The organism is Streptomyces sp. NPDC057424 (assembly GCF_042803315.1).
GTDB lineage: Bacteria > Actinomycetota > Actinomycetes > Streptomycetales > Streptomycetaceae > Streptomyces.
This window is the reverse complement of the sequence record NZ_JBHVCP010000102.1, coordinates 1-11489: the sequence shown is the minus strand read 5'-3', so window position 1 is coordinate 11489 and position 11489 is coordinate 1. Positions and strand designations below refer to the sequence as shown.

Genomic DNA, 11489 nt, shown 5'->3' with positions numbered 1-11489 from the left:
GCCCGCGCTCCCCCGCGCGGGCCGCCCTTAAACGTCGGGTCCGGCCGTCCCCAACGGACCCGCCTCATACGGAGGTTCCATGGCCGACAACGTCACGTCGCTGTTCCGCAGTACCGCGGCACACAGCCCGTCGATGGCGGCTCTGACACGTGAGGGCGGCGAGGGAGCCGGCCCCGTGGACTTCTGTATCCCCTGCAACCCGTACTTCCCGACCCCGGCCATGTTCGAGGACATGGCGGGCCGGCTGCGCGACATCATCACGTACTACCCGAGCAGCGCCGACACGATCACCGCCGAGCTGTGCAGCCTGCTCCAGCTGCCGCCGCAGTGCGTGGCCATGGGCAACGGCTCGACCGAGCTCATCACCTGGATCGACCACCTGCTGGTCCGCGAGTCCCTCGCCGTCCCCGTCCCCACCTTCGGCCGCTGGACCGACCAGCCCATGGAGACAGGCAAGCGGGTCGACATGTTCCCGCTCCAGGAGTCCAGCGGATTCGCCCTCGATCTCGCGCAGTACGCCGAGTTCATCCGGGCCCGGGGCACGCGCGTCGCGGTGATCTGCAACCCGAACAACCCCGACGGCGGCTTCCTGCACAAGCACGCCATCGTGCAGTTCATGGACGCCATGGCCGACCTCGACCTGATCGTCATCGACGAGTCGTTCCTGGAGTTCGCGGACGCCGAGGCCGAGCCGTCCGTCGTCCAGGAGGCGATGCTGCGGCCCAACGTCGTGGTGCTGCGCAGCCTCGGCAAGAACTTCGGCCTGCACGGCATCCGCTTCGGCTACCTCGTCGCCAACCCGGCGCTCGCGGGCCGGATCCGCTCGATGCTCCCGAAGTGGAACCTCAACTCCTTCGCCGAGCACGTGGTGTTCATGCTGAAGGAACACGGCGCCGAGTACGCGCAGAGCCTCCAGCAGGTGCGCCGCGACCGCCGCGACATGGCCGGCCAGCTCTCTTCCCTGCCCGGACTGACGGTCTACCCGTCGCAGGGCAACTTCCTCTTCGTGCGCCTCCCCGTGGGCGCCGAGGGCACCGTGGTACGGGACCGGATGCTCACCGAGCACCGGATCCTGGTCCGCGAGTGCGGCAACAAGATCGGTTCGTCCAGTCGCTTCCTGCGTCTCGTGGTGCGCCCCCAGGTGGACGTGCGTCGCCTGGTGTCCGGCCTGGAACAGGTGCTCTACGGGACGTCCAGGAGGGGAGCCGCCGTACCCGAGCTGGGCAATGGGACCAGCTACAGCTCGGGTACGGCGGCCGTGGACCGTCTGGTGAGCGAGACGAACGGGGCCGGGATGCGGGGACTGGCGGCGCAGGCCATCGGTACCGGTGGCCCAGGTCCCGCCGCCGCGCCCGCCGCCGTCGGCACCGGCATGCCGCTCCCCGCCGCAGCGTCCGCCGTGCCGGCGGGCCCGGGCGGCGGGATGCCGATGCCGACGGCCCCCCAGCCCGACCCGCAACCCGCTCCCCAGCCCGCACCGCAACCCATGCCGGCACCGGCGCAGCCGCTCGCTCCGGCGGCCCAGGCCCCGGCACCGCCGCTCGCTCCGGCGCAACCGCTCGCTCCGGCACAGCCGTTCGTGCCGACGCAGCCGCTCGCACCGGCCGCCCAGGCCCCGACTCCGGTTCCGGCCCCGGCTCCGGCCCCGGCTCCGATGGCCGCGCCGATGCCGATGCCCACCGGGCCCACCCCGCCCGGTGTTCCCGCCCGGGGCGGGCTCACGGCAGCCCAGGTCCGGGGGACGAACGGGCTTTCGCCGGCGCCGGCCACGGGGTGGCCCGCCGCGCAGAGCTGGCCCAACGCGGCGGGCATGGGGCAGGCGGGGTAGTCGCAGCCCGGCTGCGCTACACCGGGTTCAGCCTCCACTGCTGACAGTTGTTGTTGAGCCAGGACCACTGGCGTACGTCCGCGCTGTCCGACGTGGCGCAGTCCGCCACGTCGGCCACCTTGCCGGTGGCCTTGTTGACGATGCGGACGTGACCGGCGTCCGTGGCGACGAACTGGAAGCGCTGGCAGGTGTTGTCCAGCCAGGACCACTGACGCAGGTCGGCGCCGTCGGCGGAGGAGCAGTCGGCGGTGTCCAGGACCTTGCCGGTGGCGACGTTCACCATGCGGTGGGTGTCGTCACCGAGGTCCTGAAGACGCCAGCGCTGGTTGGTTCCGCCGTTGCAGGTGTACTGCTGGACGTTGGCACCGTCGGCCGCCGAACCTCCCGCCACCTCAAGACACTTGCCGCTGTTGCGGTTGGTGACGGTGTAGGTCGTCGAGGCGGCGGCCGGCTCACCGGAGGGCCCGGGGAGAGAGGCACCCAGCCGCACCGGCGTCCCGAAGTTCGGCGTGCCGTCGGAGTTCCAGGTGAACTTCTGCGCCCGGGTCGTACGGCCGTTGTCGCAGCCCTCGGAGGCGGAGTCGTTGGCGTGGTAGACGATCCAGTTCTCGCGGCCGTCGGGCGAGGTGAAGAAGCCGTTGTGGCCGGGCCCGTACACCCCGTTCGCGTCACTGCGCTGGAAGACGGGCGTGGACTTCTTGGTCCAGGAGGAGGCGGACAGCGGGTTGGAGCCGGTCAGCTCCAGTTGCCCGAGCTTGTAGTCGGGCGTCCAGCAGCCGCTCGCCGAGTAGATCAGGAAGGTCCGGCCGCCCCGCTGCAGCACCTCGGCGCCCTCGTTGACGGTGCCGCCCTGCCGTTCCCAGGCGTACGTCGGTCTGGAAATCGTCGAGTACGCACCGCTGACGGTGTACGGGTTCGACATCGGCGCGATGACGACGTTCTGCGTCCCGCCGGTGTTGGCGCTGCCCAGCATGTACAGCCGGCCGCCCACGTTCAGCACGCTCGGGTCCAGCATCCACGCGTTGCTGAGCTGCCCCTTGTAGGTGTACGGGCCCATGGGGTCGGAGCCCGCGCTCTCCAGCACATGGCTGCGCTGCGTCGGGTTGTAGTCGGACACGTTCTGCCCGGCGACGTAGTACAGGTACCAGCGGCCGTTGAGGAAGTGCAGCTCCGGCGCCCAGATGTTGCAGCAACGGGAGGCGGCGTCACCCTTCCACACCTGGACGCTGGGGGCGGTGGAGAGCCCGGCGAGGGTGGTGGACTTGCGGATGGTGATGACGTCGGTCCAACTCGTCGTCACCAGGTAGTAGTTACCGTCGTGGTAGGAGATCCAGGGGTCGGCGCCCTTGACGGACTTGACCGGGTTGGCGAACGAGGCGGCGCTCGCGGAGGGCTGGCCGACGGACAGGGCCAGCAGCAGCGCGGCCAGCAGGGTCAGTAGGCGACGGGCCATCCGCTGCTCCAGTTCAGGAGGTTGATACCGAGCTTGGGCGTGCCGTTCGCGTTGCCGTCGTAGTAGTGGTAGACGATCAGATCGCCGTCACTGTCCTTCAGGATCGACTGCCCGCCCGGCCCGATGACGTTGCCGTGCGACTCGAGCACGGGCGTTCCGCCGTTCCTCATCAGGTCGACGCCGTTCTTGTCGCGGTACGGCCCGGTGATGCTGGAGGCGCGCCCGACCTTGACCTTGTACGTCGAACTGGTGCCGCTGCAGCAGGTGTCGTACGAGGCGAAGAGGTAGTAGTAGCCGCCCCGCTTGACGATGAAGGGCGCCTCGACGGCCTTGGTCCCGGTGGGGCGGGAGGCGAGCGAGTACCGCGTGGTGTTGGAACCGAGCTGCTTCCCGGTGGACGGGTTGATCTGGATCATCTTGATCCCGGTCCACCAACTGCCGAACGACATCCACCACTTGCCGTCGTCGTCCACGAAGAGGTTCGGGTCGATGGCGTTGAAGTCGCTGGAGGAGTTCGACGTGTAGACGGTGCCCTGGTCGGTCCAGCTGCCCGGCCGGCCGGTGCTGGAGGTGGCCAGTCCGATGGCGGAGGTGTTCGAGCCGAACTTCGAGACGGAGTAGTACATCAGGTACTTGCCGCCGTGGTAGGAGATGTCCGGCGCCCAGGCCTCGGGGACGGACGAGTAGTTCCGCCACCAGCTGGGCCTGCTGGAGAAGGCGTCAGCGCCGTTCCGGAAGGCGGTGCGGTCACCGGAGGTCTTGCTGGAGATGCCGCCCCCGGTCGCGTACAGCAGGTACTGGCCGGACGAGGTGCGGAGCATCGACGGGTCGTGCGTGACGACGTCGCCGGTGACGCGGCCGGGGTTGGGGTACGCGGACGCCGTGCTCGGAATCAGTGCCAGGAGGGCGGCGGCGGGGAGGGCGAGCAGGGCGGTTCGACTGCGGAGCGTACGGGGATTGCTGAGCGTACGGGGACTGCGGCTCATGCGGGTCCTCTCCTTGCGGTGGGGGTGAAGAGCTGCCCGATATTTCGAACAACATTCGCAAGTTCGAACGGACCGTAGAATCGAACACCTTGCGCGTCAATGGTCCGCGCAGCAACAGCTGCGCGGACCATGGGAGTTCGGCTGAGGTGCGAGGGGCCGCGCGCGGCCCTGCCGCGGCAGTGTCAGCCGGTCGGGAGGCCCAGCCCGTAGTACGTGACGTGGTAACCATCCACGTACTCGGCCTCGCCGCCGACGATCAGACCGGTCGGCTCGCTCACCCCCGCCGCCCTGGCCGTCGCCACGAGCATCTCCGCGAGGGCGCGGCCCTTGGGTTCGCCGGGGCCTCCCGCGTCCACGCGCCACACCGGATCGTCGTCGCGCCAGACCGAGGCCGTACCCGGGTGCTCGGCGACAGTGCCCCAGCCGAGCGAGGCCGCATCGACGCCGCCCGGGGCGAAGCAGCCGATCGACAGCCGGTCGCCGCACGCCACGTCGAAGAGGAGGGGCGCGCTGCCGCCGGTCCGCCCGTAGAACGGCATCCCGATACCGATGCCGAGGGCGGTCGCCTCCGCGGGCAGGGCGTCGAGGAAGTCGCCCAGCGCCCGGGTGACGGTCTCCCAGCTGCGGGCGGTCCAGCCGCCCGGGAAGCCGAGGCCGGCGTTGGCCGGATCGCGGTTGCTGCCGAAGAAGCCGCTGATCGCATGCTCTTCGCCGCTGCCCTGCCGCCAGAACCAGTTCTCCGCCGGGCCGGTGGGCTGCAGGACCAGCTCCGGCCCCGACTTCCCGGCGCGCAGCTCCAGGGTGTCCGGGCTGCCGCGCCAGCGCATGAAGGGGGCGCCCCACAGCGGCCCGCTGTCGTAGAAGGGACCCATGTCGCCGTGCGAACCCATGACGGACGGCCGGCCCAGGGCCGCGGTCAGTTCCTCGCCGGCCGCACGGAAGGCGGCGGCCTGTGCCGCGGCGTCGGGTGCGGCGGTCGCCACCGGCACCGCGAGCTCCACGTACGACTCGCCATCGGTGTAACGCTCTTCGTAGGTCCCGACGGGACGCAGGCGGGCGTCACCCGAGGACCGGCCGGTGACCAGGACGGGATGGTCCGCCGTGCCGCCCCGGGCCCAGCCGAGCCCGTCCGCCAGGGCCTTCACCCCGTCCGGTGTCCATCCGCCGGCGTCCGCCGCGACGAGCCGCCGGGCGAGGTCCGCGAGGGATTGTTCTTCGGTGCTGCCCCGTTGTCCGTTCATGCGCCCATCGTGCCGCAGCCCTATCCCTCGATGTCGAGCGCGGTCCCGTACAGCCGGTCCACCTTCAGCCGGATGACGACGCGGCGTTCGTCGACCAGGTTCTGCAGGAAGGCCTCTTCGTCCTCCGGCCTGGCGGCCTGCGGGAGCATGCCGAGGAGTTCACGGCCCACCGCGTCACCGGGAGCCATCGTGACGTCGGAGACCTCCGCCTCACCCTCGGCGACGGCGAACGACCACACGTCCCCGCCCCGCACATGCAGCGCCGCTCGCGGGTCGCGCCGCAGGTGCGCGAGCTTGACGCGGTCGGCCGTCGTGGAGAACCGCACGATGCGGGCCTCGGGGTCCCAGCTGTACACCATGGTGGTCAGGTGCGGGTGGCCACTGCGCTTGACGGTGGCGAGCGTGCCGAACTGCTCCGTGCCGAGCAGGTCGGAGAGGGCTGCGTCGGACAGGGGGCGAGGTGCCGGTCTCTGCGTCATGACATCGCCAACACCGGTGCGGCGCAGATCATTTCAGGGTGCCGGAAGGAGTCCGAGTCCGACCTCGGCACGTACGGTCTTGCCAGGCGCCGGCTTCCGCTCCAGGTCCTCCCACCGGTCGGACAGCGCGGCGACCAGGACCAGTCCCCGGCCGTGTTCGTCGAGGGAGCCCGGCCGCTCCACGCCGCGCGGCCCTGGCGGGTTCGGCGGCCCGCTGTGCGTGTCGGTCACCTCGACACGGACACTGCCGCCGACGAGCGACAGCCGCAACTCGAAGTCCCTGCCCGGCACACGCCCGTGCGTCACGGCATTGGCGGCGAGCTCGGAGACGATCAGGGCGACGGCGTCGGAGGCGTCCGTGCCGTGGGGGATGCCCCAGCTGTGCAACCGTCCGACGGCCAGGTGCCGGGCCAGGCGTGCGCCGCGGGGAGTGGCGCTGAACCGCTGCACGAACACACGCACGGTGACGGCGGGTCGGGGAGTGGCAGGTGCTGTCATGCCGCCAATGCCCCGCGCCGGAACCCCTCTGTGCGAGGTCGGAGCCGCGTACGCCGGTGCGGCGTACGCGGTCACGGACTGGACAGTACCGGTGACGTGCCGTAACCATGACGCGCGGGAGGTGATCGACGGTGGTCGATGGCGCGGTGGGGGCGGGAACGGGCGGCGAGCCGGAGTCGTCGGACAGCCTGCGGACGTTCGGGGCGGTGGTCCAGGGCTTGCGCGAGCACGCGGGGCTGAGCCGGGAGGAGTTCGGCGAACTGGTCCGGTTCTCCAGACACACGGTGGCTTCCATGGAGTTGGGGAGGCGGATGCCGGATCCGGTGTTCGTGGAGCGGGCGGACGAGGTCCTCGGAAACACGGGGGCTCTCCGGAAAGCAGGAGAACGGCTGGCGCGACAACCCGGGTTGGCTGCTTGGTTCCGGCAGTGGGCTCGACTGGAGCAGGTGACGATCACCTTGTGCACATATGAGTGCCGCATGATCCCAGGTCTGCTCCAGACGGAAGCGTACGCACGTCAGCTCTTCATCGACGAGTTGCCGCCGTTGTGCGACGAGCAGATCGAGGCCCAGTGGGAGGCTCGCGCCGAGCGTCAGCGGTTGCTGCGAGAACGGCCGAACACTGCGTTCAGCTTCATCCTCGAACAGCACTTGTTCCTGCGGGGTACCGGCGGCGCGCAGACGACCCGCGAGCTCGTCGATCACGTGCTGGAACTGGCCGACCTGCGGAACGTTGAGATCCAGATCATGCCGCTGCTGCGGGAGTCCCACTCCGGACTGCACGGCCCCATGCAGCTGCTGGAGACTCCGGAGAACCAGTGGTTCGCCTACACCGAGGGGCAGCAGAGCGGCCAGTTGACCGCCGACCCAAAGGTGGTCATCGTGCTCCAGCGGAGGTATGCCAGCATGCGTGCACAGGCTCTTTCCCTCTCAGACTCCGTGAGCCTGTTGCAGCGGATGCGAGGAGACCTATGAGCACCTCCGACAAGGCCTGGCGTAAGTCGAGTTACAGCAGCAGCGGCTCCGGCGACTGCCTGGAAATAGCCACCCGCCCCGACACCGTCCACATCCGCGACTCGAAGAACAAACAAGGCCCCCAGCTCACCCTCTCCCCCACCGCCTGGTCCGCCTTCGTCTCGCACGCCACGAAGTGACCGTCGAACACACTCGTCACCGCCGACCGCCGAACTCCCAGTCGTGGACCTCGACGTCGGCGTACCGGCCCCGGGTCAGCACGGCACGCGCCGCCTCCGCGTCCGGGGCCCGCACCAGCGCTGCCGTTCCCACCCACACGGCACCATCGTCGGACAGCAGTGGCCCGTAGGCGATCAGCTCGTCCCGGTCGTAGGGCACGTCGAGGTCGACGGCCGTCCCCGAGCCGAAGCCGAGCACGAGGTATCGGTCTCCACCACTCGGTCCACCGGGAAACTCCCACATGGTCCGCCCCAGAAGATTGCGCCAGCGTCGCACCAGCACGTCCCGGTACGCCCCGGCCTGGTAGTTGGGCTCGTCGAAGGCGAACGCCCGCGCGGCGGCGGCATCCGGCAGATCGACGATGTGCACACTGCCCGTGGGCGTCTCACCGTCATCCGAGAAAGTCGGCCCACGGGCGATCAACTCCGCCTCGTACCGGTCCATATAGGCCCAGTGCGCTTCCCCCAGCTCCTCGCGCAGGGGCAGGGAGCCGGGCCGGTCGCGGTGATAACAGAAGAACTCCATGACCCAAGACCCTGCCATCCCCAACAGCTGACTACTCTCATCTCCCGACCAACTCGCGACCGCAGGAGATACAGCCAGTGCGCAGCGCCGCCGTAACACCCGAGGGCGACCGAATCCGCTGGGTCGAACTGCCGGGGCAGGAGCCGCCACGCGTCTACGTGCACGGGCTGGGCGCCACGTCACCGGCCTACTTCGCTGCCGTCGCGGTCGACCCGAGGCTGTCCGGCCGCCGCTCCCTGCTCCTGGACCTCCTGGGCCACGGCATCAGCGACCGCCCGGCGCACTTCGACTACACGCTGGAATCACACGCCGACGCGCTCGCCAGCGCCCTGACGGCAGCGGGCGTCTCGGCCGCCGACGTGATCGCCCACAGCATGGGTGGCTCGGTCGCGATCGTCCTGGCCGCCCGTCACCCCCACCTGGTCTCCCGGCTGGTCCTGATCGACGCCAACCTCGACCCGGCCCCGCGTACCCCGGGTTCGTCGGGCAGCAGCGGCATCGCCGCCTACTCCGAGGAGGAGTTCCTGAAGGGCGGTTGGGAGGAGGTCCGCGACCGGGTCGGCCCGCACTGGTGGTCCACGATGCGCCTCGCGGGCCGCGAGGCCCTGCACCGCAGCGCGTTCCACCTCACGCGCGGTACGGTCCCGACAATGCGCGAGCTCCTGGTGGACCTGAAGATCCCCCGCACCTTCCTGCTCCCCGAGGCGGACGGACCACTCCCCGGCGTGGAATCCCTGACGCAGGCCGGCGTATCCGTGGTGGCGATCCCCAACTGCGGCCACAACATCATGCTGGACAATCCGGAGGCCTTCGCCGCCGCCACGGCCGCCGCCCTCACGCCCACGGCCGAGAACTGATCACTCGGACGTCCGGGCGAGTGAACCTTACGATCGCTTAGCGTCAGTGTCGACTGCTTCGGTGAAGAGTTGGGCCAATTTGCGACCCACATGGACAGCTCCTCCGGACGTGCATCCGAAGGAGCTGTCGCTGTCATGAATTGTCGGCGGGCTGCTGGCAGAAACCCGCACCGTGTCCTGTCACCATGGAGGGCAGACCAGGCCACCCGCCTTTCTCGGCTCGAGGGACTCCTCGCGGAAGACCTCAAGGGAAGCCCTGAGCAGAGGAATCTCGATCTCCTGACGGACAAAGCTCAGCCGAGTGGAACTGTCGTCCATGCGGAACTCCAGCAGGAGTTCCCCCCGCTTCCCATCGATCATCTCGACGACTTCCATCGACTCGTAGTCGTTGCAGTCGCTCAGAATGATAAGAGCGGCGAACTCCCGTCCGTAGACGGAGAATCTCCTCATAGCCATCCATCCGCGAGCGAAGGTGCGGCACGGGAGGGCTGTCGAGCACCGGCAGCCCTCCCGGCCAGCGAACCCCTGTTCAGTTACTTCGCCTCCGCAGGAGAGTCAAAGGGGCGGATCTAGCGCGGACGTCAACTGCGGCCAGCCTCGACCCGCGCGTTGAGCCTCTGCACCCATTCATTGTTGGTTCGCTTCGTGTACCGCGCGGAGCCGGCGCCAGGCGCGGTCTCAATGAGGTGCAGCAGCGTCCAAGCCAGTCCGAAACAGCCGTCGGGCCCGAAGAGAGAGGCTAGCACCTGGGCCTCTTCGTCCGTCACCGGCTTCGGGATGCACTCAATCAGCCTCTGCGTTTCCGAGATGACCTCGACCTCTGCATCCTCATTCGGAAGTCCTCCCGCTGCAACTAATTCCGCCACCTCGCGCCGAATGGCCACCAATTCCTCCTAGATCTTTCCGATACGACGGTAGTACGCCAGCATTTCGCGAATCCCCTTGTTGAAGTAGGCGGGGTTATTATGGCGCAACTGCCCGATGCGACGCATGTCCCAGATGTCCATGGCCAGCACGGTCCGGAAAGGCAGTCCTGCGTGCTGGCGCTTTGTCACAGCACCACGGCCGCCGTAAGTGCGGGTCATTTCATGATCCGCCTGGGTCATCACCACCGCACCACCATCCTGACAAGGCAAGTGGTGGAGCGCGTCCCTCTCGCTGACCTGGCCCGGCAGCCTTCCCGAGCCCGCTGTCGAGGAGTCGACGGCCACCTACAGCGAGGTCTTTCCCGGGGTTGACCTGGCGGTGCGGGCGAGTGTGGACGGCTTCAGCAAGGCGCTGATCGTCGAAACGCCCGAGGCGGCCGATCGGCCGGAGCTGGCGGAGATCGGCTTCAGGCTGCGGACCGAGGGCCTGGAACTGCGCAAGGACGCCGAGTCACGCACTCTCAGCGCCGTCAACGCCGCCGGGCAGACGGTGTTCGCCTCGTCGACGGCCCGTATGTGGGACTCCTCCGGCAGCGAGCCGGAGTCGGCTGCGAGCACACGTACGCGTGCGAGCGCGGCGCGCGCGGCGGGTGTGAACGCCGGCAGGAGCGAGGCGAGTTCGCCCTCACCGCTGACGCAGGGCACGAAGAGCAGCGAGGTCGGTCGGTTGCCCGAACAAGGCGGTCGACTTCACCGCCAAGGACGCGGCGGTCAAGGCGGCTGCCGGCAAGTGGGCGAACATCACGTTCGGGCTGCGTGCCCCACGCGCCGCGGAGGGGGGCAAGGACGAGTACAGCTGGAAGAAGTTCAAGCCGGACGCCAAACTGATCGTCGAGTTCAACCGGCCGCCGAAGGCCCCGTGGGCCTCCGTCGTGGTCGGCGGAGGTGGCTGGCAGGGCATCAAGGCGATCTCCTGAACGACGCCGGGGACCGGCTCCCGCTCCGGCCCCCGGCGCACGCGCGTCGGAGAGTCCCGTCCGCACACACCGGTGGGCCCCGGCGGCCCAACCTGGGTCCACCGGCTCGCACAGAGGGAGGGCCACCGCCATGCGGTACGCACGATTCGTCAAGGGCGCCGTCACCGTCACCGCCGCCACCGCCGTCTGTCACACCCTGATGACCGCCGGCTACGCCTGGGCCCGCGGCAAAGCGGCGGCGGGCGAGGGGACGATCTTCGCCGGCGCCTTCGAGTGGCTGGTGACCACGGCCGGCACCTGGGCTCTCATGCCCCTCCTGCTGGGAGCCGGGATGCGTGCCATGCGGGAGCGCGGCAACACCACGCTGATGGTCGGCGGCGGACTGCTCTGGGCGTTGCTCTCGCTGTCCATGGTCGACGAGATCGACGGCCCGGGCCGGTCCATGCCGCTGCCCTTCCTCGCCTTCTACGTACTGGCCGGGACGGGACTGGCCGGGGCCGGGGGCGGGGGCGGTACGGGACGCCGAGGCTAGGGCCTGTCGTTTGGATCAGGTCGCAGGGAAGCGACGGTGCTTCTCGACGCCGGT

Annotated in this window: 15 protein-coding genes; 5 read left to right on the top strand and 10 right to left on the bottom strand. The window is 69.5% G+C overall.

The features are described 5' to 3' along the window. The first annotated feature begins 79 nt into the window (after nt 1-79). The gene (locus tag ACFU3E_RS37585; RefSeq protein ID WP_384169063.1) at nt 80-1828 is read left to right on the top strand and encodes a pyridoxal phosphate-dependent aminotransferase; all 1749 of its coding nucleotides are present in this window, start codon (nt 80-82) and stop codon (nt 1826-1828) included. A gap of 16 nt (nt 1829-1844) precedes the next feature. Here ACFU3E_RS37585 and ACFU3E_RS37580 read toward each other — a convergent pair whose 3' ends face one another. The 5 genes from ACFU3E_RS37580 to ACFU3E_RS37560 all read right to left on the bottom strand — a co-directional run bounded on the left by ACFU3E_RS37580 (nt 1845) and on the right by ACFU3E_RS37560 (nt 6485). After that, nucleotides 1845-3281, bottom strand: coding sequence for a family 43 glycosylhydrolase (locus ACFU3E_RS37580; protein WP_384169060.1), 1437 nt, complete (start codon nt 3279-3281; stop codon nt 1845-1847). Continuing rightward, entirely contained in the window at nt 3263-4267 is a 1005-nt protein-coding gene (locus ACFU3E_RS37575; RefSeq protein WP_384169057.1) for an arabinan endo-1,5-alpha-L-arabinosidase, read from the bottom strand. The genes ACFU3E_RS37580 and ACFU3E_RS37575 overlap by 19 nt, the downstream gene beginning before the upstream one ends. 182 nt (nt 4268-4449) lie before the next feature. Next, on the bottom strand, nt 4450-5508 hold the full coding sequence (locus tag ACFU3E_RS37570) for a hypothetical protein (RefSeq protein ID WP_384169054.1): 1059 nt from the start codon (nt 5506-5508) through the stop codon (nt 4450-4452). Nucleotides 5509-5528: 20 nt separating this feature from the next. Beyond that, on the bottom strand, nt 5529-5987 hold the full coding sequence (locus tag ACFU3E_RS37565; protein WP_384169051.1) for a PPOX class F420-dependent oxidoreductase: 459 nt from the start codon (nt 5985-5987) through the stop codon (nt 5529-5531). Between the two features lie 33 nt (nt 5988-6020). Beyond that, the gene (locus tag ACFU3E_RS37560) at nt 6021-6485 is read right to left on the bottom strand and encodes an ATP-binding protein (RefSeq protein WP_384169048.1); all 465 of its coding nucleotides are present in this window, start codon (nt 6483-6485) and stop codon (nt 6021-6023) included. A 131-nt stretch (nt 6486-6616) separates the two neighbouring features. Between ACFU3E_RS37560 and ACFU3E_RS37555 the strand changes: the two genes are divergently transcribed. Both ACFU3E_RS37555 and ACFU3E_RS37550 read left to right on the top strand, forming a co-directional pair. Beyond that, entirely contained in the window at nt 6617-7459 is an 843-nt protein-coding gene (locus ACFU3E_RS37555) for a helix-turn-helix domain-containing protein (protein ID WP_384169044.1), read from the top strand. Beyond that, a complete protein-coding gene (locus ACFU3E_RS37550; RefSeq protein WP_384169041.1) occupies nt 7456-7638 on the top strand; it encodes a DUF397 domain-containing protein in 183 nt (60 codons plus the stop codon). Before ACFU3E_RS37555 ends, ACFU3E_RS37550 begins: the two co-directional genes overlap by 4 nt. Nucleotides 7639-7654: 16 nt before the next feature. Here ACFU3E_RS37550 and ACFU3E_RS37545 read toward each other — a convergent pair whose 3' ends face one another. Continuing rightward, a complete protein-coding gene (locus ACFU3E_RS37545; RefSeq protein ID WP_384169066.1) occupies nt 7655-8203 on the bottom strand; it encodes a YciI family protein in 549 nt (182 codons plus the stop codon). A 77-nt stretch (nt 8204-8280) separates the two neighbouring features. Between ACFU3E_RS37545 and ACFU3E_RS37540 the strand changes: the two genes are divergently transcribed. Beyond that, entirely contained in the window at nt 8281-9060 is a 780-nt protein-coding gene (locus ACFU3E_RS37540; RefSeq protein ID WP_384169038.1) for an alpha/beta fold hydrolase, read from the top strand. A 180-nt stretch (nt 9061-9240) separates the two neighbouring features. Here the strand turns inward: ACFU3E_RS37540 and ACFU3E_RS37535 are convergent, their stop codons facing one another. The 4 genes from ACFU3E_RS37535 to ACFU3E_RS37520 form a co-directional block, all read right to left on the bottom strand. Continuing rightward, a complete protein-coding gene (locus ACFU3E_RS37535) occupies nt 9241-9510 on the bottom strand; it encodes a hypothetical protein (RefSeq protein WP_384169035.1) in 270 nt (89 codons plus the stop codon). Nucleotides 9511-9641: 131 nt separating this feature from the next. After that, a complete protein-coding gene (locus tag ACFU3E_RS37530) occupies nt 9642-9944 on the bottom strand; it encodes a hypothetical protein (protein WP_384169032.1) in 303 nt (100 codons plus the stop codon). Nucleotides 9945-9953: 9 nt separating this feature from the next. Further along, nucleotides 9954-10271 carry a hypothetical protein gene (locus ACFU3E_RS37525; protein WP_384169029.1) on the bottom strand — a complete coding sequence of 106 codons (318 nt, stop codon included), beginning with the start codon at nt 10269-10271 and terminating at the stop codon, nt 9954-9956. Then, the gene (locus ACFU3E_RS37520; RefSeq protein WP_384169026.1) at nt 10272-10631 is read right to left on the bottom strand and encodes a hypothetical protein; all 360 of its coding nucleotides are present in this window, start codon (nt 10629-10631) and stop codon (nt 10272-10274) included. It abuts the gene before it with no gap. A 402-nt stretch (nt 10632-11033) separates the two neighbouring features. On the opposite strand from ACFU3E_RS37520, the gene ACFU3E_RS37515 reads away from it, so the two are divergent. Beyond that, the gene (locus ACFU3E_RS37515; RefSeq protein ID WP_384169023.1) at nt 11034-11435 is read left to right on the top strand and encodes a hypothetical protein; all 402 of its coding nucleotides are present in this window, start codon (nt 11034-11036) and stop codon (nt 11433-11435) included. Nucleotides 11436-11489 lie beyond the last annotated feature (54 nt).

Excerpts from the sequence above, each read along its gene's own strand:
- ACFU3E_RS37580 (WP_384169060.1), bottom strand. The coding sequence starts at position 3,281 with ATGGCCCGTCGCCTACTGACCCTGCTGGCCGCGCTGCTGCTGGCCCTG.
- ACFU3E_RS37515 (WP_384169023.1), top strand. The coding sequence starts at position 11,034 with ATGCGGTACGCACGATTCGTCAAGGGCGCCGTCACCGTCACCGCCGCC.
- ACFU3E_RS37550 (WP_384169041.1), top strand. The coding sequence starts at position 7,456 with ATGAGCACCTCCGACAAGGCCTGGCGTAAGTCGAGTTACAGCAGCAGC.
- ACFU3E_RS37575 (WP_384169057.1), bottom strand. The coding sequence starts at position 4,267 with ATGAGCCGCAGTCCCCGTACGCTCAGCAATCCCCGTACGCTCCGCAGT.
- ACFU3E_RS37545 (WP_384169066.1), bottom strand. The coding sequence starts at position 8,203 with ATGGAGTTCTTCTGTTATCACCGCGACCGGCCCGGCTCCCTGCCCCTG.
- ACFU3E_RS37570 (WP_384169054.1), bottom strand. The coding sequence starts at position 5,508 with ATGAACGGACAACGGGGCAGCACCGAAGAACAATCCCTCGCGGACCTC.
- ACFU3E_RS37565 (WP_384169051.1), bottom strand. The coding sequence starts at position 5,987 with ATGACGCAGAGACCGGCACCTCGCCCCCTGTCCGACGCAGCCCTCTCC.
- ACFU3E_RS37560 (WP_384169048.1), bottom strand. The coding sequence starts at position 6,485 with ATGACAGCACCTGCCACTCCCCGACCCGCCGTCACCGTGCGTGTGTTC.
- ACFU3E_RS37535 (WP_384169035.1), bottom strand. The coding sequence starts at position 9,510 with ATGAGGAGATTCTCCGTCTACGGACGGGAGTTCGCCGCTCTTATCATT.
- ACFU3E_RS37585 (WP_384169063.1), top strand. The coding sequence starts at position 80 with ATGGCCGACAACGTCACGTCGCTGTTCCGCAGTACCGCGGCACACAGC.